The sequence below is a fragment of the Arenicella chitinivorans genome, assembly GCF_014651515.1.
GTDB lineage: Bacteria > Pseudomonadota > Gammaproteobacteria > Arenicellales > Arenicellaceae > Arenicella > Arenicella chitinivorans.
This window is the reverse complement of sequence record NZ_BMXA01000002.1, coordinates 231,841-255,980: the sequence shown is the minus strand read 5'-3', so window position 1 is coordinate 255,980 and position 24,140 is coordinate 231,841. Positions and strand designations below refer to the sequence as shown.

The following is a 24,140-nucleotide window of genomic DNA, read 5'->3' as shown; positions in this document are numbered from 1 at the left end:
TTTAACCTCGGATCAAAGTACCAACGCCTTTGTCGGTGAGCACTTCAAGCAACAAGGCGTGATCGACGCGGCCATCAATAATGTGAGAGGTTTTTACCCCACAAAGCACCGCATCCAATGCACAATCTACTTTGGGTAACATGCCGCCCTGAATTGTGCCATCGGCCTTTAGACCAGCAATTTGTGTCGCTGACAAACCCGTCAGCAATTTACCCTCTTTGTCCAGCACACCAACTGTGTTCGTCATCAACACCAGTTTTTCCGCCTGTAATTTACTCGCCAGCGCACCGGCAACGGAATCCGCATTGATGTTATATGTTGCGCCATCACTGCCAGCGCCGATTGGCGCAATGACCGGAATAAAGCGCTCCGCCTCCAGCGTCTCAACTAGAGAGGTACTAATGCTATCCACCTCGCCGACGTGACCATAATCCACATCGGGCTTCCCCGAGCTAATTTTACGCGCGCGGATCATATCGCCATCTTTGCCGCTCAGACCGACGGCTTTACCGCCCTGCGCGTTGATCAAACGCACGATATCTTTATTGACCAAACCACCGAGCACCATTTCAACCACATCCATTGTTTCGGCATCCGTGACGCGCAGCCCGTCCACGAACTCAGTGGTCTTCCCAACACGCTCCAGCGTGCCGCTAATCTGTGGCCCACCACCATGCACCACAACCGGATTCATGCCAACGGCTTTCATCATGACGACATCGCGTGCAAAACTCTCTTTTAGAGCTTCATCGATCATGGCGTTGCCGCCGTACTTAATCACGATGGTCTTGCCATGGAAGCGCTGGATATAAGGCAAGGCCTCAATTAATATTTTGGCGGTCTGCTGTGTAGTCTCGGACATACTGGTCAATCGGGTTACTCACCGGGTGAGTCATATTGAGTGTGGCTTTGAGTATACCACCGGCCTGCCGCAGCCGGTCTCATTGAATGCGTTTTGGCGACGGCGTAAAACCTGGAGTTTTTTTACGACTTCAGCAGGATTTGCACGTCATCGACGTATATAGTATTAAGGTCATGACATTTAGGCGACACAGAGTGTCGGAAAATAGCTATCATACTCGCCGATGACATTGCACCCGTCACCGGCAAAGCGCATCACTGATCAGAAATAGATACTTGAAATTCGACATTTTTCCCAAACTTAAAGTACATATTCACCGCGATGCGAAATAGCGTGAGATTTTTGTTCAATTTTTGAATCCAATTCGTAACTATTACCATCTTATCTAGACGACAAACACACATGAGGCCGGATTAAGCCAGGCCAGAAAACTGATGAGAAATAGAACCAACCTCACCTCACCCGTGTCCAACCTGCCTCAGCCATCCACGCTTACCCCATTACGCGTTGCGGGCATTGCCGCCATGTTGTTACTCGGTGGTTGCGCGACCAACTTGGATAAGCTGCCCAGTGAACCGAAGGTCGAGGTTCCACAAGCTTGGCAGACCACACAGGCACAAAAGCAGACGCCCGCCGCAACCGCGGAGGAATCACAAGCGCTTGAACCAACCATCACTGAAGAATCCGTGCAAAGTGGTTGGCTCAGCCAGTTCGACGACCCCGAGCTAGAAACCTATGTGCAGACTGCATTACAAAACAACCCAGACCTGTGGAGCTCCGCAGCGCAATTAAAGTCTGCGATTGAACAAGTCACGGTGACCGGTGCCAGTCTGTGGCCAAACGTACAAGCCGGCGTCCAAAGCACACGCCGAGATACTGAAACGGACGGGATCACCACCGAAGTGCGCACCGTCAGTGGCACACTCGACATCGCTTGGGAAGCCGACGTATGGGGCAAACTCACGCAACGCAAGAAAGCCACGGCACTGTCAGCGCAGGCCCAGGCTGAGCTGTACAACGCCGCCGAGTTGTCGCTGGTCGCCAATGTGACCCGCGCTTGGTTCAATTTGATGACCAACAAACTCCAATTGGATCTGGCTGAACAACGCCTTGAAAGTTTTCAAAACACCGCCAAACTAATTGAAGAGAATTACGAGCGCGGATTACGTTCAGCACTGGACGTCTATTTGAGTCGCACCGACGTACAACGTCAAATCGCAGATTTGTCTGACTCAAAATTTAACTACATCAGCTCTCTACGCGCATTCAAGACGCTACTTGGAGAGTATCCGACTTTGTCGATGAGCTTCGATGCCAAGTTACCAGCCCTGACCGACCCGATTCCAGCCGGTCTACCCGCGGAGCTTTTAACACGCCGCCCAGACATCAAAGCCAGCCAGTTTCAATACGAATCACAGGTTGCCAACGCCAAAGCGGCCAACCGTGATCGCTACCCAAGCATTAATTTCACCGGTTCTATTGGAGACAGCCGCGATAGTTTCAATCAGTTGTTTGAGAACAATAATCTAGTTACGACTCTGGTCGCCGGCATCGCGCAGCCGGTCTTCCAAGCCGGCGCCCTAAAATCGCGTGAAGAACAGGCTTACTATCAAGCTGAACAGGCCTACGCTAATTTGGTGAAAACCACCTTGAATGCGTTTGAAGAAGTCGAGAACTCTCTGTCACGCGAGTCCATCTTGCGCCGTCAACACACCGCGATTAAAGAAGCCGTGCGACTGGCGCAAGGCGGTCTTGACCTGGCGCTGGATCGATACCAAACGGGAATCGAAAACTACACCACCGTATTGCAGTCACAACGTAGTTTGTTTGACTCGATGCGCACCGAAATCAATATTCGCAACGCCTTACTGCAAAACCGTATCGGTATTCATCTCGCGCTGGGTGGTGACTTTGCGACTGAAGAAAGTCGCAGTGAAAATCAATTGCTTCCAGGCCCGATTGCCGCGCAGACGACAAGCGACCTGGTAGAGGAACCTGAATCCGCCTCCAAAACCGAGTAACTCTACAATGTCGACAAACTTGAAGGGTTTGCTCAAGGCGACGGTGGCAAGCACATGATAATGACTAATGAGCAGTGATCTAGAGCACCCTTCGAGCAACTCGTTCGACACCCAATACGACAGCAATAACCGAAAATCAGCCTTCAAATCCGCCCTCTCAGTGATACCGCGCAAAGCGCGGATTGTGCTTTCTATTGTCGGTGTCACCATCGCGGTCATCACGTTACTGGTTCTGTCACAGCCAGAGGCCAAGAAGCGGCCAATCCCTGAGACAACGGTAAAAGTGGATGTCATCCAAGTTGCCCCATCGGATTACCCGATCGTGGTCAATACCAGTGGCACGATTCAAGCCGACACGCGCGGCAATCTGGTATCACAGATACGCGGAGAAATTGTCTCCGTTTCCGATAATTTTAAAACCGGCGGTACCTTTAGCAAGGGTGATGTCCTGATTGAGGTCGATCAACGCGATTACCAGGCTGCACTCAGTCAAGCCGCCGCCGCGGTATCACAAGCACAGGCGACTTTTCGACAAGAGCAAGCGAATGCCAAACAAGCAATTCGCGACTGGGAACGACTCGGAAACACCGGCACACCGCCAGAATTGGTCGCACGTAAGCCGCAACTCAGCGCCGCGCGTGCGCAGTTAGCGTCAGCCGAAGCCAATCTGGAAACCGCCAAACTCAATTTGGAACGGACTCGCATCAAAGCGCCATACACGGGACGCGTCATTCGCCGCGATGCCGTACTCGGGCAATACTTGAGTGTTGGTACCGTGGTCGCAGAAATCTTTGCAACTGATCGAGTTGAAGCACGTTTACCACTGAGTCAGGATGAATTCGCGCAGCTGGGACTGGATAATTTATCCAACCCCAATGCGGACCCGTTCAACGTCACTTTGTCTTCTGAGGTCGGCGGCACTCGTTACACCTGGGACGCGCTCGTGACACGCACCGACAGTACCTTTGATCTAAACACGCGGCAAATCGATATTATCGCCAGCGTGATTGACCCGTTTAACACCACCGGTAACAAACCGCCATTGCGGATCGGTCAATTTGTGAATGCGCGCATTCAAGGGCGCACCGTCGAAAACGCGTTTGTGATTCCCAATAAAGCGCTGCGCGAGGGGTCGTACGTATTCGCTGCGGATAACCTCAAGTTGGTTCGTGTTCCGGTAAAAGTTTTATGGCAAGACGACCAAAACGCGTTAATTGAGTCTGGCTTAGAAGCAGGTCGCCTAGTAGTGACAACGTCATTGAACAGCACCTTGGCCGGCGCCAAAGTCAAGCTGTCAGACCCCGGTCTGGCGCAGCCCAATAGTGCGCCGGAGCAACCGGAGAGCCAACCGGCAGAAACCGCGCCGGTAACGACTGAATCTGCAGATGAGAACGTCGCACCGCTCGAACCGACCGCAGACGCCGGTGAAAGCAATGGCGACAGCGCGACCGAGGCCGTTTCCACGGCAGAGAGCACGAGCGCAGACAATTAAGCCATGTGCTCCGAAACAGCGTGATTAATCGCGAGGTGTGACAAATGATTGAATGGTTCGCACGAAACCCAGTGGCAGCCAACTTATTAATGATTGGCATTATCATTGCGGGCTGTGCATCCGCCATACGATCGATACCGATGGAGGTCTTTCCATCCTTTGAATCCGACCGTATCACGGTACGGACCGCCTTCCGTGGTGCCACACCCAAATCAGTCGAAGACGGTATCACCACACGCGTCGAGCAGGCAATTTATGACCTTGAAGGCGTCGGTAAAATCTATGGCCAGTCTTCCGAGGGAAGTTCGCAGGTTATCGCTGAGGTCAATGCCGGGTTTGATAAGCGCAAGGTCTTGAACGATATTAAGCTTCGAGTAGATGCTCTCAACACATTGCCGACCGCCGCTGAAAAACCCGTGGTTTCGATTAATCAGCGCAATTCTGGCGTGATCTTCGTAGCGGTCATTGGCGACCCAGCATACGAGATCGACGCCAAACAACTGCGTGGTGCAGCAGACCAAGTACGCAACGATCTGCTCACCAACCCCGTCATTACCACGGTGGAGTTCGATGGCACTGCGAACTACGAAATCAGCGTGGAAGTTCCGCCTGAAGTGCTGGACAAATATGGCTTAACCCTGGCGCAGGTCGGACAGAAAATTCGCGAAGGCTCGGCCGATATCTCGGCCGGAAATATTCAGTCTCGTAGTGGCGACGTACTGGTACGCGCTGCCGGACAAGCGTACGATGCCGACGCCTTTGCACAAATTCCGATTTTGACTGACGGCGAAGGTCGACCGATTCGACTCGGCGATATCGCTCAGATTGATGACGGCTTTGAAGAAACGCCGCTGATCACAGAGTTCAACGGGCGCCCAGTTGTCATGCTTGAGGTTATCCGCATTGGGGACCAAAGCGCAATTGAAGTTGCAGACGCGGTACACAGCTACCTTGCCAGCGCCGACGAAAAACTACCGGCAGGTATCAGTCTGGAATTTTGGGATGACGACGCCGTACTCATCAAAGCACGCCTTTCTACCTTGGTAAGCAGTGGCATCCAAGGTGGGATTCTGGTGCTGATTTTATTGTCCCTGTTTCTACGCCCTGCCGTGGCTTTTTGGGTGTTTCTCGGCGTACCAGTAAGCTTTATGGGGGCTTTAATTTTTATGCCCTTCGTCGGCGGCACCTTTAACCTGGTTAGCCTGTTCGCCTTTATCACCGTGCTCGGGATCGTGGTCGATGATGCCATCGTGACGGGAGAAAACATTTATCGGCGAATGCGTGATGGCGAAGACTCACTAACCGCAGCCATTACGGGCACCAAGCAGATTGCATTACCCGTGACCTTTGGCATTCTGACCACCGTAGTGGCTTTTTCGCCGCTGGCGGATTTGGGCAATAACCGACAGGGGTTTCTTGCCGCGCAGATACCCATGGTGGTTATTCCAGTTCTGTTAATGTCATTGATCGAGTCCAAGTTAGTGTTGCCCGCGCACTTGAGCCATATCAAACCACGAGATGAGTCACAAGCATCAGGTTGGCTGGCACGTACTCAGATGCGCATTTCGCGCGGACTGGAAAACGCCATTGACCGGTACTACCAACCGTTCTTACAACGTTGCGTGAGCAACAAAGCCATCACCGTTGCCCTATTGCTCGCAGTGTCCACCGTGGTGATTGCTTACGCGCAACTCGGCCATATTCGGTTTACGCTATGGCCACGAGTGCAGTCCGAGGAAATTCGCTTTTCGCTGGAGATGCCCGACACCACTGCGTTTGCCACCACGCATCGACACATTCAGAATATCACTCGGGAGGTACAAGCTCTGCAGGAGAAATACCGCGACCCAGAAAGTGGCGTCTCCATTATTCGACACGTTTTTTCCACCAGCGGCAGTGCTGGGCGCGTGAATAAACCGTCAGTCGGTCGAGTTAGCGTAGAGATTATACCGCCGCCAGAGCGCCATATCGATATCACGGCCTCGGAGCTGGGTCGTGAAGTGCGGGCTGCCATCGGTGAAATCCCTGGCATGCAAAAATTCAGTGTGCGCGCTGAAACTGGCGGTGGCGTTAGTCCGATCGATATTGAATTGTCGAGCCCAGATTTCAATCGCGCAGGCGCGGTAATCGAATTACTGCGTGAGAAGCTTCGCGAGTTTCCTCCAATCTACGATATTCAGGACAATTATTTTGGCGGTAAAGAAGAGCTTAATATTGAACTCAAGCCAGCAGCCTATGCGCTGGGCCTAAGCCTAGCTGACGTGGCCGAACAGGTGCGCAACGGTGTTTTTGGCTTTCAGGCACAACGTATTCAGAAAGGCCGAAATGATATTCGTGTGATGGTTCGCTATCCACTGGCGTATCGCTCAGCGATCGAAGATTTAAAGCAATTGCCGATCCGCGTAGCCAACAGCGCAACGAAAATTCCATTGGCAGATATTGCAGACTTGAGCACTGGGTCGAGCCCAACCACTTTGTATCGTCTAAATCGCAAAGGTATTTTGAACGTACGCGCAGACGTAGATAAAGACATCGCCGACATGGGCGCAATCATGCGCGAGCTCGAATCCTTTATGCAGGAGGTCCAGCAGAGTTATCCGGACGTATCCTACCAGTTCAAAGGCGAAGCGGAAGAACAAGCAGAGTCCAATGCCGGATTGGCCTCTGGCACTGTTATTGTGCTCATTGCGATCTACGCATTATTGGCGATTCCGTTTAAATCGTACGGTCAGCCGTTTATTGTGATGTCGGTCATTCCTTTTGGCATTGTTGGCGCAATTTTAGGCCACATGCTGCTGCAACGTGACCTGAGCTTTCTGAGCATTGTTGGCATGCTGGCGCTGGCAGGTGTGGTAGTGAATGACAGTCTGGTTTTGGTCGATACCATTAATCAGCGGCGTAAAGAGGGCATGTCTGTGTTGGACGCGGTATTGAGTGCCGGTGCAATTCGCTTCCGCCCGGTGCTCCTGACGTCGCTCACAACCTTCGCGGGCCTCACGCCTTTATTGCTGGACTTCAGCACGCAAGCAGAGTTTTTAAAGCAGATGGCGATCTCACTCGGGTTTGGCATTCTATTCGCCACTTTCGTCACACTGATTATTGTGCCAATCAATTACATTTTGGCCTACCAGTTCAAACACAGCATGCTGAACTTTTGGCATGGCGATAACACGCATCGCGAGCTAATGCTGCGCGAGACTTACGGGAGTAACTCATGATTCAATGGTTTGCTAGAAACCACGTTGCAGCCAATCTGTTGATGATTGGCATCGTGATTATGGGCATCATGGCGTTGTCACGCGATATCGCGCTGGAATTGTTGCCTGATTTTCAGCTCGACACGATCACCATTACCACCGTGCTACCCGGGGGAAACCCAAAGTCCATTGAAGAAACCATCACCACCCGCATTGAAGAAGCCATTTCTGACATCGAAGGTATCGAGAAAATCACCTCTCGCTCGGCCGAAGCAATGTCCATGGTGTTCGCTCAGATCGAAGGAGGTTACGACGACCAGGAAATTCTGAGCGACGTTAAAATCCGCGTGGACGCGCTGTCCACCTTACCGCAGGATGCGGAACGCCCGATCATTCAGATCGCAGATGTCCCGATTCAGGTCATCGGGCTGGCAGTCTATGGCTCAGAGCTGACCTACGATGAGCTTTATCAAACAGCGTCCGACGCACGTGAAGCACTGTTGCGGGTCGACGGCGTGACCCAAGTCGGCCAATTGCAGGCCCCACCGCGCGAGATCCACATTGAGGTGGCACCGCACACTCTGGAGCAGTACAACCTGACCTTAGCTGACATCGGTCAAGCGATTCAGCGAAACTCCGTGGATATCTCAGCAGGCAACCTGAAAACGCGAGACGGTGACATCTTGGTTCGAAGTAATGGCCAGGCCTATCAAGCGGCAGAATTCCGACGAATTCCGGTGACCAACTCTGGTGATCGCGTAGTGTACCTAGAAGACATCGCCCGCGTGGTTGATGGCTATCAACTGGTGCAAGTGGAGACCCAGTACAATGGCGAAGATGCGATTACCTTCGAGGCCTATCGCGTCGGCAAGCAGAGCACCATCGACATTTCGGAACGCGTCAAACAATTCATCACCGAGTATCAACCAAACCTGCCCACTGGTGCCAAACTCGGCACCTATGGCGAGACTGCCAAAGTCGTTGAAAGTCGATTATCAACGCTGATCAAAAGTGCCTGGCAAGGTGGCGTGCTGGTGATGATTCTATTGGCCCTGTTTTTACGCCCTGCTGTGGCGCTTTGGGTTGGCATCGGGATCCCGGTATGTTTTCTCGGCGCCTTTGCAATGATGCCCATATTGGGACTGTCGCTCAATATGCTGACCATGTTTGCGTTTCTGATTGTACTGGGAATCGTGGTAGACGACGCGATTGTCACTGGCGAGAACATATACCGGCACATGCGCGCTGGAATGCCGCCTGACCAGGCTGCCGTGTTTGGTACTAAGGAGGTCGCAGTGCCTGTGACGTTCGGTGTGGTGACAACCATGATTGCCTTTGCTCCACTGTTGGCAGTGGAAGGCGCTTTGTCGACTTTCGCAAAGCAAATCCCCTTGGTTGTGATCCCCGTATTGGCCTTTTCGCTGATTGAATCCAAGCTTATCCTCCCTGCCCATATGAGCACGATTAAGGCGCGTGATGAGAATCAGATTAATTGGCTCGGACGGACGCAACAGAATTTTTCACGCGGTTTTGAAAACGCCATTATTCGCATCTACCGGCCGTTTTTGAATAGCTGCGTGTTCAATAAGACGATTACCGTGGTCAGTGCGGTTTGTATCTTTTTCGTAGTCATCGTGTTAATTAGCACCGGCTGGGTTCGCTTTGCTTTTGCCCCGGAATTTGTCGACGACGCCATCTATGTCCGCTTGACAATGCCGAGTACCACCGGCTATGACACGACCAAAGAGCATATACACCACATTGTGAAGCAGGCGAATGAGCTATCAGAGGAATACGTCAATCCCGAGACCGGTGAATCCTTGTTCAAATACGTTATCTCGGTTTCTGGGCTGACTTTAGATGGTGGCACTGGCGCGCCTTCTTTCGGCACCAACAAAGGCATCGTGATCATTGAAGTCGAAACGAGTGAGAATCGCCCTGAGGACTTTTCAATCACCGAAGTACAAGAAAGACTTCGACAACGCGTTGGCGACATTCCCGGTGCCGAGCAATTCAGCTTATCCTCCACCTTTGGTGATTTTGGTCGACCCATTTCCGTGGCGATTTATGGCAATGATGATGAACGCCTTGCGCTGCGAGTCGATGAGATTCGCGAATACCTGAAACAATATCCCGGTGTGTATGACCTTCAGGACAACTTTTCTTCTGGTAAGGAAGAAGTCCAAATTGAGCTCACGCCGTTAGCCGATTCCTTGGGCTTGTCGCTGTCTGCAATCTCGTCACAAGTGCGGCAAGCGGTGTTTGGTTTTGAAGCACAACGCATTCAACGTGGCCAGGATGAGCTTAAGGTCATGGTTCGCTATCCTCTGGAATATCGTTCATCGATGAATGATGTGGAAAACATGCCGATCAGCGTCGGCAACAGCGACCGTACGATTCCATTGTCACAACTGGCCGAGCTGCACCCGAGCACTAGCCCCTCAGCAGTTTATCGTGACCGCCAGCGACGTACAGTCACGGTCAGCGCCAATCTAGATAAGTCGAATTATGATGTGGAAATCATCCGTCGTGACTTGACCGAATTTCTAGACCAAATGTTCGCCCAAGAGCCAAGCTTGAGTTACAGCATGGATGGCGAGGCTGAGAATCAACGTGAAACCAATGCGAGCTTCGCGCTGGGCTTCATGTTGGTCATTATCATGATTTACGCATTACTGGCGATTCCATTTAAATCGTTTTCACAGCCGTTTATCGTGATGTCGATCATCCCGCTGGCCATCGTCGGTGCGATTATCGGTCACATCATAATGGGGCTGCCCTTCTCAATGCTCAGTATCATGGGCGTGTTGGCACTCACCGGGATCGTGGTCAACGACAGCCTAGTCCTAGTTGATTACATTAATCAGCAGCGTGCCAAAGGGGTTCACATAATGGAGGCAGTTCTAACCGCAGGTGAGGTTCGGTTTCGACCGGTAATGCTGACGTCGCTCACTACCTTCGTTGGGTTATTACCCCTCATGGTCACCAGCGACACCCAATCTCAAGCGCTGGTGCCGATGGCGGTGTCGTTAGGCTTTGGCATTTTATTTGCCACCTTGATCACATTGGTCGTGATTCCAGTTAACTACCTGATTTTCCACCGCATCGGACTGTGGTGGAATGACCAACCTAGTGATATTTCGCGTCATGCGGTCGCCGGGCTTCCGTCCAGCTGATCAGGACGGACTCTTAGGTCAAAGACGGCCGCCGCCTAGAGAGGCTGGGCGTTGCCTATACGTGTTTTAGCAAGTCCAGCAAGCTCACTGTTGGCACGAAGATCTTGCTGATGGTCTGCTGTTTGACAGACTCAAAATGGCCACTTAAGGTGGCCACAATCGGCACACCGTCCGCCACACAATTCAGCGAACCTTGCGTTTTTCCGACCACAATAGCTTCGACATCGAGGTCGTTTACGGCAGTATCGACCGAACCGGAGAACACCAGTTTACCGGTGCAGCGCGTATCATCATCCTGTAAGGAGAAGTGCGGTCCAGTGGTCGCTTCAAAGTTCTGATCCGAACGCAATCTACCTGTGGCCACGAACTGACCATCGGTGACAGTGACACTGTTGCCGTGGATAATGACATTACTGTCGAGCACTTTTTTAGATACCGCGTCAGATTCGAACTGCGACGCGGCTTGCCAATTCCCAACATAGATACCGTCCAAGTCGGGCAATGAATGCGCTCCACCGGTGCGACCATCCAGACAGGCTGACAGCAGCATCAAAGGCATCAGCGCGGGCAGCACTTTATTTTTGAAAGCCATAATATTTATACAAAAATTAGGTTGGTGCTTTGTCCTAAAGCACCGCACGCCTTGTTTAGCAAACCGTGCACATTGAGTCAGTTGACGATAACCGGATTACATGCAATAGCAGCCACTCGGCCTCGTCTTTGGAATGGCGCAAGTATACTGACTATGGCGTTTCGATCCAGTGACTACGAACAATATTTAATCCGATTCAATCTCAGCGCCGACCTTACGCTTTAACAAACCATAGAATGCCTGCTCTGCGGTTCGACGCCCGGCAATCACCTCGTGCACATCGTGCGCAATAGGCATCTCGACACCGTAGCGTGCGGCCAGTTTAACCACCGTCGGTGCACTTTTGACGCCTTCAGCCACCATCACCATGTCGTTAATAATGTCCTCAATATGCCGTCCTTTACCCAGCTCCACACCAACATGGTGGTTCCGGCTTTGCGCACTGATGCATGTGGCCAACATATCGCCCATGCCGGTCAGGCCAGAAAATGTTTCTGCGCGCCCGCCCATCGCCACGCCTAAACGCGTGATCTCAGCAAGCCCACGTGTGATGAGCGCAGAACGGGTATTGTCGCCAGCACCCAAGCCGATTCCCATACCAACCGCGATGGCGATGATATTTTTCAGCACGCCACCTAACTCACAGCCAATAACATCATCATTGGTATAGACCCGGAACAAACCACTGTTGAAGATCTTCTGCAGCTCTTGCACGATGATATCATCCACCATCGCAATGACGCTGGCTGCTGCCTGCCCCGCCATGATCTCACGCGCTAGATTTGGTCCGGTCAATACACCAACCGGATGGCCGGGCAATTCACCCTGAATCACCTCAGTCATTCTTAAATCAGTGCCACTTTCCAACCCTTTGGTAAGACTAATGATCGGAATCCAAGGGCGTACAAAAGGGCGCAATTGTTTTAATACGTCGCGGAACGAATTCGAAGGCACGCCCATGACCAGCACGTCGGCCACAGAGACAACGGCGCGTAAGTCAGTATGTGCCACCAAGTTCGATGGCAATACCGCGTCGGGTAAGTACTTCTTATTCGTATGACGTTTATTGATTTCAGTGACGGTTTCTTTGCTCCGAGCCCATAACGAGACATCGGTATTTTTCGCGATCAACGACGCGACAGCGGTTCCCCAAGAACCACCACCAATCAAACCAACTTTGAGTTTACTCACCGTCGAGTCTCCTTAATCCAGATCATTCGGCATGGCTAATGCTCTTATTCTTTCAATTCGATGCGCACGAATGCGCAACTCTTTACTGATTTGTTTACGTTGCTCTTTTAGGGCCTCACCACCAGGCGCTACCAAGCCGTAACTGTCGAGTAGTTTAAACCCATTTTTAAATAAAATTTCGCCGATTGATGCTTTGCTGGAAATACGTCGCTGCATATAGGCCTGACGACCATACCGAAACGCCGCAGACAGCAGCGCTTTTTCATCCAAAGTCTCGTGTGCGTCAAGCCGACTGAATACATCCGCCACGATCCGGTATGCTTCCAGGTACGGCTTTAAACAACAGTGTGCAACCAAAGGGCGCATGGTGCGCAATAAGTTAGCAATAAAATCGGTCTCCTCGATACGGGCTTCCCAGTCCGGCTCAAAATGCGCCAATTCGGCTCGAATGCCAGCTTGAAATTGCTCCGTTGGTGCATAGAAAAACTCAAACTTGAACATGTCTTTGAGGTAGTTTGCCTCGCGCCAAAAAGCCGCCAGCTTGTTATCAGGTTGATTTAGGGCTTCCAGCAAGCTCATCTCCGCAATCGCCTTGGACACAAAGTGGTGCACAATGGTATTGCGGTAATAACTTGCCATTACCTGTTGGTCGTTGGCCACGGCATAGACGGTCTCGGGCCCTTCATCATAACGGTTGATCAAGCCGGAGCTGACCATATTGTCGATCAGCTCAAGCATGCGTTGCTGGTTATCGTCGTCGAAATCGCTGGTGAATTTGATGTCGCGCGAATATGACCAAGCGCGTAGCGCCTCCATATCGTCCTGCATTTCCTCTATGGTCTGCGCTCTCGGTGCTGCACCGAGCAAAGACATCGACATCAAGGCGGTGAGCGTAATGGGCGTCACCCGATTGACTTCAACGCCAACCTGAAACGCCGTGCGCTGCAATGCCAAAGGGTCTTTGTTATAGGCCGCTTTATTGACGATAACGGGGTCGCCGAAATCCACGTAGATACGACCTAAAGGTTGGCGCATACGCCGCAGATATGAAATAAACCAGCTCAGCGACTCAGGGCGTTTAATCCCCCCGGCCTGTTCTGCGGCATAGTCCTTAACGTCGTTATTCATGTCGTAGTTGATGGCCACAGGGATGATATGCAGGTCATCGGCATCCGAGTCTTGCATGGCCTCCATCACATATTTCAACATACCGTATTTGGGCGGCATAAGCTTTCCGACGCGAGATCGTGTACCCTCAAATGACCAGGTCAGCGGGAAGCGCTTCTCCAATAGGTATGCCAGGTAGCTACGCAACACCAACTTGTACAGCGGGTTGTCTTGGAACGAACGTCGAATAAAGATCGCTCCTGAACGGCGAGCCAAAAAACCAACACCAGCAAATGCCATGTTGATACCACCCATGATATGCGGTGGTGGAAAATCGTTTTCAAATAGGACAGACTGCATCGTCACGCCATCCATATGCGTTTTATGAGTCCATAGCAACGCCGTCGGATGCTCGCGAACGATGGTGCGATAGGTTTCCAGCTTCTCCAGATCGATCACCAGCTTGTTTTCATAGCCGAGTGAAATAATCCACCGATTAAAAGACGCGGCAACGTCTTGCCAGAAGTTATGCGGTAAGGCCACCAGCTCTTTGAAATAGGTCAGCGCCTTTTGTCGCAGCGCCTGTTCTGACTCCCCGGTCGACGTGGCAATCGCCTGAATACCGACTTTGTAGCGGTCACTTGCGCGTACCTGCTTGGATACTTGGCGAGGTACTTTGTAGCGCGTACCGCGTAAACGTCGTTCGGCCACCTCAAGTGCCAGACTGGCCTGCTCGGCAACGTAGTCCGCCAAGTTTTCATTGACGCTGGCTATTTCTCGTCGTGCAGCATAGCGAGCATTCAGATCTGCCAGCGTCGCAGGCTTGCCCATAATGCAAAACGCACGCGAAGGATCGTCGTCGAGTATCTTTTGTGCCCGCCGTAACCCCGGCCTACGAGGGTTACCGCGCAGCAAATCACGCCAACGCGGCCCGTGATTGCTGTTGTCGAGCATGGTTTTCCAAACCACACGCACAGGCACGACTAAGGTTTCGTCACTGACCTGCAAGGCCATATTCAAACCCTCAGTCGGAATATTTTCCGGGTCGCTCACAATCGGTACCACACAATGACTCACCGTACCGGCATAGCCTATCTGTGATTTAGTATTACTGAGCCACTCTAACAGCAGCTGTTCTTCGACCGCATGTGCCGCATCGATTACAAACAGAACTTGCTCGGCCTTGATTTTTTGCCAGGGATTGCTACTCATGCATCGACCCGACTATGGTTCCAGTGTGCGTGCAGACACCTTCACTGCGGGTCGCTTTTTACGCCGGCGTCGCGGCGCAGGGTTAGCGGATGCGATTGCGGTAGTCGCACCAACATCGAGTCCATTGGTAACCGCCGCACTCTGCTCAACGTCGCTTACTTTGGTCTGCCTTGTTGAACCTTTAAGCGAGGTTTTCTTACGCGTTGTTTTTGACCTTGGCTGCGATTCATTGATAGGACCAGTGCTGGTCGTCAATGCCTCATCGGCAGTGCGCTGAGCATTTAATTCCAGTGCACGCTGCCGTGCCTGTGCGCGCAATTTAGCAGCGCGCTCCGCAGCCTGCATAGACTCTTTACGGTCTGGTTGAAAGCGCATCTGATCCAGCTCGACCAAGAACATATCGCGTACTTGTTCGACGTGCTGATTCATAGTACTGGCCTTCCAGCGACGGGTATCAACCGGCGGCAGCACCGTCACCTTGACCGTGGCAGCACGAAACACATACTGCCCACGTGGTGCCACGTCAATGGCGTTGTGAATCACGATTGGCACTATCGGCACACCGGCCTGCATGGCCAGGTGGAACGCGCCTTTCTTAAAGCGTCCAAGGTTGGTTGAAGTAGATCGAGTCCCCTCGGGTGCGATGCATACTGACCGGCCCTCTTTTTGCAGCACATCCACCAGTGGTTTCATGGCGTCACGCGCGGACTTCGAATTCTCGCGATCGATCAGCACCGTGCCACCAAGTTGCATAAGCTTACCGAGGACCGGGACATCACCGATTTCTTTTTTACCGACGCCCGCCAAGTCACGGCGCAGCAAGGTCGGTAGAATGATCACGTCCGCCTGACTTTGATGGTTAAACACAAACACGCATGGCCGATTCGACCAGGCATGCTCTTCGCCGGTGACATCCAGTTCAATTCCGGTCAACGCGCATGCTGTATCGGCAAATAACGACGTCGAAAAATTGCGCGTCTTGTTCATCGAACCCGTCAATGCGTAGATCGGGATTCCAGCCGCAAACGACGTAATCATGCTCATCTGGGTGGCAAAGGTACGTGCGTAGTCAAAAATTGAGGCACTGCCACGACTGTTGAAATCTTGCACTGGCCAACCACGTCCACTGGCGATACGGCGCAGCCGCTTATTCGGGTTTAGCGGGCGCGGACGACCGACAAATTCAAGTAACTGGATGTCTTCATCACTGTCGCTGTAAAAGAAACTTTGACGAATATCCACACCATGTGAATCAATCAATTTTTCAGCCGCATCAACTTTGCCCATGCCATAGCACGTTGGCTTAATGACCGCGCCAGTAAACTTACCATTAATCACTTCTAGATGCGTGCAAAACACATTGTCTATACCAAGCTCTTTCGCTGCCGGCATGACCTGGTACGGCGTCGCAGCAGAAATCAATGCAACCGTATGGCCTTTGCGCAAATGCGCCTCGATGAGGGCCCGAGACTCTGGATAGATAAGTTTTGCAATATGATTCTTATACAGACTGTCGGCGAAGGCTAGGTACTCCGCTTCGTCAATCCCCGATAAATACTGTGACGCCACCGCCATTAACCCTGAGAAACCCATATTTCCCAGTCCAAAATCAGACATTACACGCACCAGTTCCAGCAGCTGCTTGGGCGTCACATCACCACGCTTGATTTGCTCGCGCAAATACGTAAACGCGGAATAGCCATAGATAACTGTTCCATCAAAATCAAAGAAAGCCCCGATGTGAGGTCCTTCCGGCGCTGCATCTACTTCTTTGGTAACTTTGCTATAGAGATTCATGCATGCCCTCAAGGCACGTTGGTAGCGTTTTAATTTGACGTTGATCCAATACTACCGCAACCCAGCGTATTTACAAGAACGACCGTGTGCGGTATTTGGCCCACGTCCCTTCAGAGTTCGCAAGCGGTCCGCATTTTGGAGTAAGATTGAGGTCTGACCATCATCAACCGATCACTACTCATGCAACAGCTCTCCGCGCAAGACGCTCAGTTCTTATACATGGAGACCAACAAGAGTTTGTCTCAAGTCACCTCGGTGGCCATTTTCGACCCGTCTACGGCACCGAGCGGCACGGTACGTTTCAAAGAAATTATTGAACACGTACGCAGCCGTTTACACACGTCGCCGATATACAAGCGTCGTATCTACCATGTGCCGCTGGAACTCGACTACCCATACTGGGTCGATGATGAGCACTTCGATATTGAGTATCACATTCGTCATGGCCGCCTGCCTCACCCTGCTGACTGGCGCCAACTGTGCATTCACTTAGCACGCTTTCATTCTCGCCCTCTGGATATGCAGCGCGCGCCCTGGGAGATGTACGTCATCGAGGGAATCGATAACGTGCCCGGCATCCCGAGCGGAGCGTATGCGGTGGCAACTAAAATTCACCATGCAGCCGCGGATGGTATGGCAATCGTCAACTTTTTTGGCGGCCTGATGGACATCGACCAAAAAGGCACGCCGGTGATGCCGGTTAAACAGCGGGTCAACTCGAATCGCTATGAGAAACCAACCCCGTTTCAGATGTCGGCGCGCGGCTTAATCAACTACGTGCGCTCACCAATGCAAGTGGCAAATTCGTTTATGCGTTATGCGCCAGGCATTGTGCAGCAAGTCAAACGCCAGATCACTGAGAAGCAGCAGGAAGCCAAAACCACGGTACCAATCACACGCTTTAATCTCGAGACATCGCCGCATCGTGTGTTTGATTCGACGTCTTTTTCATTGGAAGAATTTAAGCCACTGCGGGGACTGGTCAAAGGCTGTACGATCAATGACATGGTATTGGCAATCTGTTCGGGCGCGTTGCGCAAGTACCTTGGTCATCATAAAGAACTGCCTTCAGAGTCCCTGCGAGCTTTCGTGCCAGTGAATGTGCGTGCTTCGAAAGGGAGTCTGTCAGAGACTGACCATCCCGGGAATAACATCAGCACCATGTCGCCCTTATTGCGCACAGATATCGCTGACCCAGTCGAGCGACTGGCGGCGATTCATGCGGAAACCCGAGAACAGAAAGCCGCTCGCAAAGGCATTTCAGCCCGTTTAATGACCGACGTTACTCGCCATATTCCGGCCAGTACGCAATTACTCGCAGCGCGCTTGATGATGCGCTCTGAAATGGCTGGTCGAATGACCAATGTGTGCATTTCGAATGTACCTGGACCGCAAGTTCCGGTGTATATGAATGGCGCAAAACTGGTTCATCAAATGGGACTCGGTCCGCTAGCCGACCGCATGGGATTGTTTATCGCCGTGACCAGCTATGACGGACGGATGTCATTCAGCGCGACCTCCTGCCGACGCACCATGCCGGACGTCGACTTTTTTATGCAGTGCATTCGTGAAAGTTTCTCAGACTTAAGTGCCGCCGCAGTCCAAGCAATGGACACCAAAGCGGACAACACACCGACCAAGAAAGTCAGTCAAAAGGTTAGCAGCAAAAAGCGTGTTTCCAAAAAAACCACGTCGAGCAAGAAAAAATCCACTAAGAAGGCAAGCAAACGTGCTGCCAAAAAATAAGTTCCACGAGGATATCTCTTTTATGACATTCAACACTCCCTCTTCAACAAAGGCGCTGCTCGTCTCACTGATAGCAGCCTATACACTGACGGCATGCAAACCGGCTGAACAGGCCGAAATACCGACCCCGGCAGCCGACACCAGCACCGAGGCAATAAGCCCTGCTGAAAATTTGAACACGGCCGATGCAATTGACGCAGCAGCGACACAAATCGACGACGCTGGCTTTATGCAGCATGTACGTGTCTTGGCCTCGGACGAGTTTGAAGGGCGAGCGCCCTCGACGCCAGGCGGCGAAAAAACCGTCTCCTATCTGGAAAATCAATTCGCTGAGTTGGGACTCGAACCCGCTTTTCAATTGAATGGCAAACCCAGCTATCGGCAAGCAGTGGATTTAATGGAACTGACCGTCACCAACGCGCCTACACTCACTCTGACTCACGCAGATGGCTCAGAGCAAACCTTGGCTTATCAACAAGACTCGGTCGTGTTCAGCTCGCGTACTGGTAACAAACAAGCGTTAGATTCATCCTCACTGGTTTTTGTGGGCTACGGCATTGTGGCGCCGGAATATGGCTGGAACGACTATGCGGGGCTCGACATGACCGGAAAAACGGCCGTAATCCTGGTCAATGATCCGGGTTATCGAACACCTGAAGGTGAACTCTTTAAAGGCCGCGCCATGACCTACTACGGACGCTGGACGTATAAATACGAGGAAGCCGCGCGCCAAGGCGCCGCCGGTGCGATTATCATTCATGAAGATGGCGCCGCAGGTTACCCTTGGGAAGTCGTCAGTGGCAGTTGGTCGGGCGCACAATACTATCTGTTAACCGAAGATGGCAATCAAAACAATCTCGCAGTCGAAGCCTGGATCACCGAACCAGCAGCAAAAAGGTTATTTACCAGCAATGGCTTGGATTACAAGGCGATGGTAAGCGCGGCGACGCAACCAGGTTTCCAACCGGTCGAGTTAAAATCCACCGCGTCATCGACACTCGAGTTAACGAGTCGTCAATCAAAATCATACAACGTCGGCGCCGTTATTCAAGGTCGCAGCAACGCTGACGAAGCCTTTATCTACACCGCGCATTGGGACCATCTTGGCAAGAAATCGGTACCGGAAGGCGCGGATGCAATCTTCAACGGCGCACAAGACAATGCTACCGGTACCGCAGCGTTACTGGAGTTGGCACAAGCCTTCAAAGCACTGCCGCAGGCGCCAGAACGTTCGATTATTTTTGTTGCTGTCACGGCGGAAGAGTCGGGGCTACTAGGCTCCAAGCATTACGCTGAAAACCCAGCATTCCCAATGCATAAAACCGTGGCGGGCATCAATGTGGACGGCATGTCGACGATCGGTGCGACGGACGACATCGTGGTGGTTGGCTATGGCAATTCAGAAATGGATGACTACTTACGTCGTGTGTCCGCCACACAGAACCGTACGGTCGTCCCCGAGCCCACGCCAGAGAAGGGTTATTTTTATCGCTCAGACCATTTTAATCTGGCCAAGAAAGGTGTACCGATGTTGTACGCAGAAGCGGGCCTGCAGATTCGCGGTAAACCAACGGAGTATGGCCAACAAGAGTCCGATCGCTATTTAGCCGAGCGCTACCACAAAGCGGCGGATGAGATTCATCCGGAATGGGACAATGGCGGCATCCTGCAGGACTTGTACGCTCATTTTGTGATTGGCGTTCAAATCAGCGATAGTGATGCGCAACCACAATGGACCGAAGGCAACGAATTTAAAGCCATTCGCGAAGCCAGCTTAGCAACAAACTAATCAACTGAGAATTGGTTTGAAGTCTATTCTGAAGTTTCTGGCCACCCTGGCGATGCTGCTGGGCGTGGCCACTGCCTCCTTGTATTTTATCTACCCCGGCGTAATGCTGGAGGGTTTGCACTTTGTTACCGCGCGAGCCGCCGGGTTGGAGCCGAGATCGGTGCAGGTGAATGATACGACAATGCATTATTATGAAGGCGGCCCCAATAATAAACACACACTGATCCTGTTACATGATCTGGGTGACGACAAAAATGCCTTTGTCACTGCCGTACGTCCATTGACCTTGGACTATCGCGTTATCTTGCCAGACTTACCAGCCCATGGTGCCAACGAGTTCAAAGCGGGTAACAACTATTCACTGCTAGGGCAACAACGCCAACTAGCACAGTTTTTAGGTGCCATCACAGCCAACCGCTTCGTGATTGGCGGACACGGCTTAGGTGGCCACTTGGCGAGTTATTTTGCCCAACAAGCGCCGCACAAAATCGAGGGCCTGATCCTGCTCAACAGTAACGGGCTGCAACTCACAAAAGCAACGCCATACGAGCTATACCCATTACAAGTCGACGCTGCATACTTTGCGAGCATGTACCAGTCACGGTACAGAAATCCGCCACAATATCCGCAGCCGGTAATGCAGCACAAAGCCAACCTACTCAATCAACGAATTCCATTTTTGAATCAACAAATTACACAACTCAATCAAAGTGAACCTTTCTCGCTTGATTTAACTTCCGTGTCAGCGCCCACGCTGCTGTTATGGGGCAATCACCAACCACAGCAAACCGCAGAAATTCGTGATGCGGTGCAAGCGGCGCTACCCGATGCGGCGTTTATCCTTATCGAGCATGTTGGCCAGGCACCTCAATTGGAAGCCCCTGAATTGGTCGGTAAAGCAATGGCAGACTTCCTGTCTTCGGTGTACGGCGAAACCAAGTAATCCAGATTAAGCAGTGCCGCTGCTCCCAGATCATAGAGAGACATCTATCACACTCCGTGGCATGACCACCTTGCTTCGTCAGCTATGCAGGGCAATACTAAATTGTTGACAGACACCAACTCTTTTCCTAACTTCTTAACGCAATGCCTTTTAGACAGTGGGCAAAGTTAGTCCTCGTCATCGAGTATCGCTTTGCGTTCGCGGTCGTAATCCTCGTAACTACGACTGGCTTCGCGCATACAACCGTCGTAATCAGACTCCGGCAAATGCGCACACTCCATCTGCTTACCTGCCTGCACGGCATCATAGGTTCCTTTATGGGAGCATGCTGCAAACAAGAACGCAAAGATCACTAACAATACAATTTTCATAATCCAGTTACCGGTGATAATAGTCTGCGTGAACGAACAGGGTCAGCATGCCAGTTTACCTGACTCAACCACGCAAAAATTACGTGGTATTCATTTACACTCCAACGGCGCGGCCGGGTTCCAAACCCACAGCACTCAATCGCCGTAATCGTATTTCTTACCGCATGTGACAACGTGGTTATAGTTGTTAGTCATGCACTGGTAAAAACCAGCTGTGTTGCCTGTCGCACTTTGGCACTCAGACACACTGATTTGGGTTTTTATTTGACGCAGCTTGGTGCTGGCCTCGCGGTACTGCGCTTCCGCCAAGTAACCCGTTTTATAGTTACGTTCGCCAACCGACAACATGGTGTCGATCGAGTCATGAGCATTGCGCACTGAGCGACCACAATCCACACTCTCGGCGTCACCGTTATCGCGCAATATTTCCCGAGCCATAACGTCAGCAAACTCCGCCACCTCACCATCGATTTTTTTCGTCTCAGCGGGCTTCTGATTCACTTGGCTTTTGATCCGAGTTTTTTCAGTGCCATTACCCGCCGTCGCAGGTCGCGGCCCATAATGCGTTTTTCCATTATCATCAACCCATTTATATACTTCAGCACTCAGCGTCGGCGCCACTACCGTCGTGGCCACAACCATTAGACCAACAAACAAAATACGTTTCACAACATTCTCTCCATTTTCCTTGGTTACTACCTTAGTTACTAATTGATTCGTGTGCTCAGTGACCTCGATCGCCAATAGTTTACAACAACAGCAAGCCCCAGTCGCAACACTATTCCACGCTGATGTCAGTGCCTTGATGCACCGTGAGTTGCGGGAAAGGAATGCCCCAGCCTTCCTCATTACAGACTCTCAGGCACGCCTGCTGAATGTAACGCCCAATACGGTAATAATGTTTCGCCGCCGCCACACCAACAAACACAATAATTCGATAGTCGAGTGAAGACGCACCAGCTGCTTGGAATTCGACCTTAACCTCAATCTGGTTGGTGCCGATATTTGCTTGTTCGAGATGCGCCAGAACACCGGCTTGAAACTTATCTGGAACCACATCCAATGCAATTGATTGGTGCGCATAATCAATACCAAAAACACTGACTAGGCGGATACGTTTGGACTTTGAGACATTCACAAAGCCAGCAGCAAAATACACTTCAGTGGGGATCAGCTTGCTGGTTAGCTGCGCGCTTTGCAACTCCACCGTCACGGGCCCTTGATGCGTGACCTCATACAAGCGATTGGCGTCATCAAGCACCCAGTCGCCGATGGAGCTTGGGAACCAACGATGATCTCCTAACGGCTGCGATGTCAGAGACTTGAGGTCTGACAACGGGAGACGCAAGGTACCGCGAATTTCCGGGTTGGTGAGCTTGGAATAAAAATTAATGGTGGCCACGCGCCATGGCACGCCCTTGATCAATACGCGCTCCTGCTCCCTGACGCGTCCGATGTTTAGCAGTATCCGGCTTTCCTCTAAAAATTGAGGCAGCATATTTTTCAGGCCAATGGCGAGTGCAAACAGCAACACCGACATCAATGCCAATAACAACACATCACCACGCACGAAAAACACAACCATAACCGACGCAAAAATCAGCACAAACATGAGCAGTCGCTGCGTATATGCCAAGATACGATAGGTGGTTCGTCGCGCGCGTTTTGGGTCGTTTCTACTCCGAGAACTGAAAATGTTTCCCAGCACACGGAACACCAAAACGATGAGCACCACAAAACCGAACGCAATCAATAGTGTCAATCCGCGCTGTCTTGCGAAGCTCTTGAACCCCTCGGCAAAGGCTTGGTACCAACTGGATTGCTCGCGCACCAAATTTTGCAACTCGAGTTCAGCCAGTTCCTTACTGCGCGTGGCTTCGGCTTTCAGTTTCTCCCATTTATCACGCACCAGCGATAACTCACTGGCCACACGCTTGGAGTGTTTTTCACCATCAAACTTATCCAAGCTCCGCAGCGCATCTTCGGCCGTGCTGATTGTGATTCGTTGCTCTTCAATCGCGCGCCTCACGTTCTCAATCTTCCTTGGTTTCTCGGTTAGACCACGCAGGTTTTCAAGCAACGGCTTGAGCACCAAGGTCAACTCCTCCTGCCAGTCCTTCGGCTCCTCGACAAGGCTGAAGAGACTCAGGTTCACACCACCAATGGCCAACTGTTCGAAACTGTTTTTTAAGTCCGCGATGCGACGCCGCTGTTCAGCCACCGCCGCTTCCAATTCCGGCGTCCAGTCGTTGCGCTTTGCCGTAGTCAGCAACTGCCCCAGAGACTTGGTTTCGTCTCGAATGAGTTGCTCCAGTTCTGCTAGCCTCTCGCCAGTACTTAGCAAATACTGATGCTCCTGCTCTGCCGCGATTTCCTCGGCAGAGCGCTCGACCTGAATCTCCAATTCGTCGGTCACCACATCGTCGTTGCCCTCAGCGGTTTCCGCTTCGATGGTTTGTGTGTAGCCATTCGCGCTCATGGCCACCATGACCGTGAAGACGAATAAGAACCTGGCAATAGTGTAAAAATTCATAGTATCGATGTGTCAATTCAGTCAACGTGAGGGTCGCGAGCGATCCATTCCAGTTGCCATATCCACCGCCTCCAGCAGATCGTTTTTGTACAACCAATAACACCGCCCACT

General features: G+C 51.8%; 15 protein-coding genes. 7 read left to right on the top strand and 8 right to left on the bottom strand.

Annotation, left to right across the window (positions count from 1 at the left end; genetic code table 11):
- Position 1: 1 nt before the first annotated feature.
- On the bottom strand, positions 2-862 hold the full coding sequence (gene argB, locus IE055_RS06305) for an acetylglutamate kinase (RefSeq protein ID WP_189399177.1): 861 nt from the start codon (positions 860-862) through the stop codon (positions 2-4).
- A 434-nt stretch (positions 863-1,296) separates the two neighbouring features.
- Here argB and IE055_RS06300 point away from each other — a divergent pair, with 434 nt between their 5' ends.
- The 4 genes from IE055_RS06300 to IE055_RS06285 all read left to right on the top strand — a co-directional run bounded on the left by IE055_RS06300 (position 1,297) and on the right by IE055_RS06285 (position 10,748).
- The gene (locus IE055_RS06300; protein WP_189399176.1) at positions 1,297-2,883 is read left to right on the top strand and encodes a TolC family protein; all 1,587 of its coding nucleotides are present in this window, start codon (positions 1,297-1,299) and stop codon (positions 2,881-2,883) included.
- 67 nt (positions 2,884-2,950) lie between these two features.
- A complete protein-coding gene (locus IE055_RS06295) occupies positions 2,951-4,375 on the top strand; it encodes an efflux RND transporter periplasmic adaptor subunit (protein ID WP_189399175.1) in 1,425 nt (474 codons plus the stop codon).
- A 44-nt stretch (positions 4,376-4,419) separates the two neighbouring features.
- Entirely contained in the window at positions 4,420-7,593 is a 3,174-nt protein-coding gene (locus IE055_RS06290) for an efflux RND transporter permease subunit (protein WP_189399174.1), read from the top strand.
- Positions 7,590-10,748, top strand: a complete 3,159-nt coding sequence (locus IE055_RS06285; RefSeq protein WP_189399173.1) for an efflux RND transporter permease subunit — start codon at positions 7,590-7,592, stop codon at positions 10,746-10,748. The genes IE055_RS06290 and IE055_RS06285 overlap by 4 nt, the downstream gene beginning before the upstream one ends.
- A gap of 55 nt (positions 10,749-10,803) precedes the next feature.
- Here IE055_RS06285 and IE055_RS06280 read toward each other — a convergent pair whose 3' ends face one another.
- The 4 genes from IE055_RS06280 to IE055_RS06265 form a co-directional block, all read right to left on the bottom strand.
- Positions 10,804-11,340, bottom strand: a complete 537-nt coding sequence (locus tag IE055_RS06280; RefSeq protein WP_189399172.1) for a hypothetical protein — start codon at positions 11,338-11,340, stop codon at positions 10,804-10,806.
- A 186-nt stretch (positions 11,341-11,526) separates the two neighbouring features.
- Positions 11,527-12,531, bottom strand: a complete 1,005-nt coding sequence (locus IE055_RS06275; protein ID WP_189399171.1) for an NAD(P)H-dependent glycerol-3-phosphate dehydrogenase — start codon at positions 12,529-12,531, stop codon at positions 11,527-11,529.
- A gap of 12 nt (positions 12,532-12,543) precedes the next feature.
- Positions 12,544-14,850 carry a glycerol-3-phosphate 1-O-acyltransferase gene (locus IE055_RS06270; RefSeq protein WP_189399170.1) on the bottom strand — a complete coding sequence of 769 codons (2,307 nt, stop codon included), beginning with the start codon at positions 14,848-14,850 and terminating at the stop codon, positions 12,544-12,546.
- A gap of 12 nt (positions 14,851-14,862) precedes the next feature.
- Positions 14,863-16,647, bottom strand: a complete 1,785-nt coding sequence (locus IE055_RS06265; protein ID WP_189399169.1) for an HAD-IB family hydrolase — start codon at positions 16,645-16,647, stop codon at positions 14,863-14,865.
- A gap of 180 nt (positions 16,648-16,827) precedes the next feature.
- Here IE055_RS06265 and IE055_RS06260 point away from each other — a divergent pair, with 180 nt between their 5' ends.
- From IE055_RS06260 to IE055_RS06250, 3 genes are read left to right on the top strand one after another with little or no spacing between them, the layout of a single operon-like run.
- Positions 16,828-18,393, top strand: a complete 1,566-nt coding sequence (locus IE055_RS06260; protein WP_189399168.1) for a WS/DGAT/MGAT family O-acyltransferase — start codon at positions 16,828-16,830, stop codon at positions 18,391-18,393.
- A 22-nt stretch (positions 18,394-18,415) separates the two neighbouring features.
- The gene (locus IE055_RS06255; protein WP_189399167.1) at positions 18,416-20,182 is read left to right on the top strand and encodes a M28 family metallopeptidase; all 1,767 of its coding nucleotides are present in this window, start codon (positions 18,416-18,418) and stop codon (positions 20,180-20,182) included.
- A 16-nt stretch (positions 20,183-20,198) separates the two neighbouring features.
- The gene (locus IE055_RS06250; protein ID WP_189399166.1) at positions 20,199-21,125 is read left to right on the top strand and encodes an alpha/beta fold hydrolase; all 927 of its coding nucleotides are present in this window, start codon (positions 20,199-20,201) and stop codon (positions 21,123-21,125) included.
- A gap of 167 nt (positions 21,126-21,292) precedes the next feature.
- On the opposite strand, the gene IE055_RS06245 is transcribed toward IE055_RS06250, so the two are convergent.
- The 3 genes from IE055_RS06245 to IE055_RS06235 form a co-directional block, all read right to left on the bottom strand.
- A complete protein-coding gene (locus IE055_RS06245; RefSeq protein WP_189399165.1) occupies positions 21,293-21,496 on the bottom strand; it encodes a hypothetical protein in 204 nt (67 codons plus the stop codon).
- A 135-nt stretch (positions 21,497-21,631) separates the two neighbouring features.
- Complete coding sequence (locus tag IE055_RS06240) at positions 21,632-22,165, bottom strand: DUF4124 domain-containing protein (RefSeq protein WP_189399164.1); 534 nt, start codon at positions 22,163-22,165, stop codon at positions 21,632-21,634.
- A 109-nt stretch (positions 22,166-22,274) separates the two neighbouring features.
- The gene (locus IE055_RS06235) at positions 22,275-24,029 is read right to left on the bottom strand and encodes a flotillin family protein (RefSeq protein WP_189399163.1); all 1,755 of its coding nucleotides are present in this window, start codon (positions 24,027-24,029) and stop codon (positions 22,275-22,277) included.
- Positions 24,030-24,140: the final 111 nt, after the last annotated feature.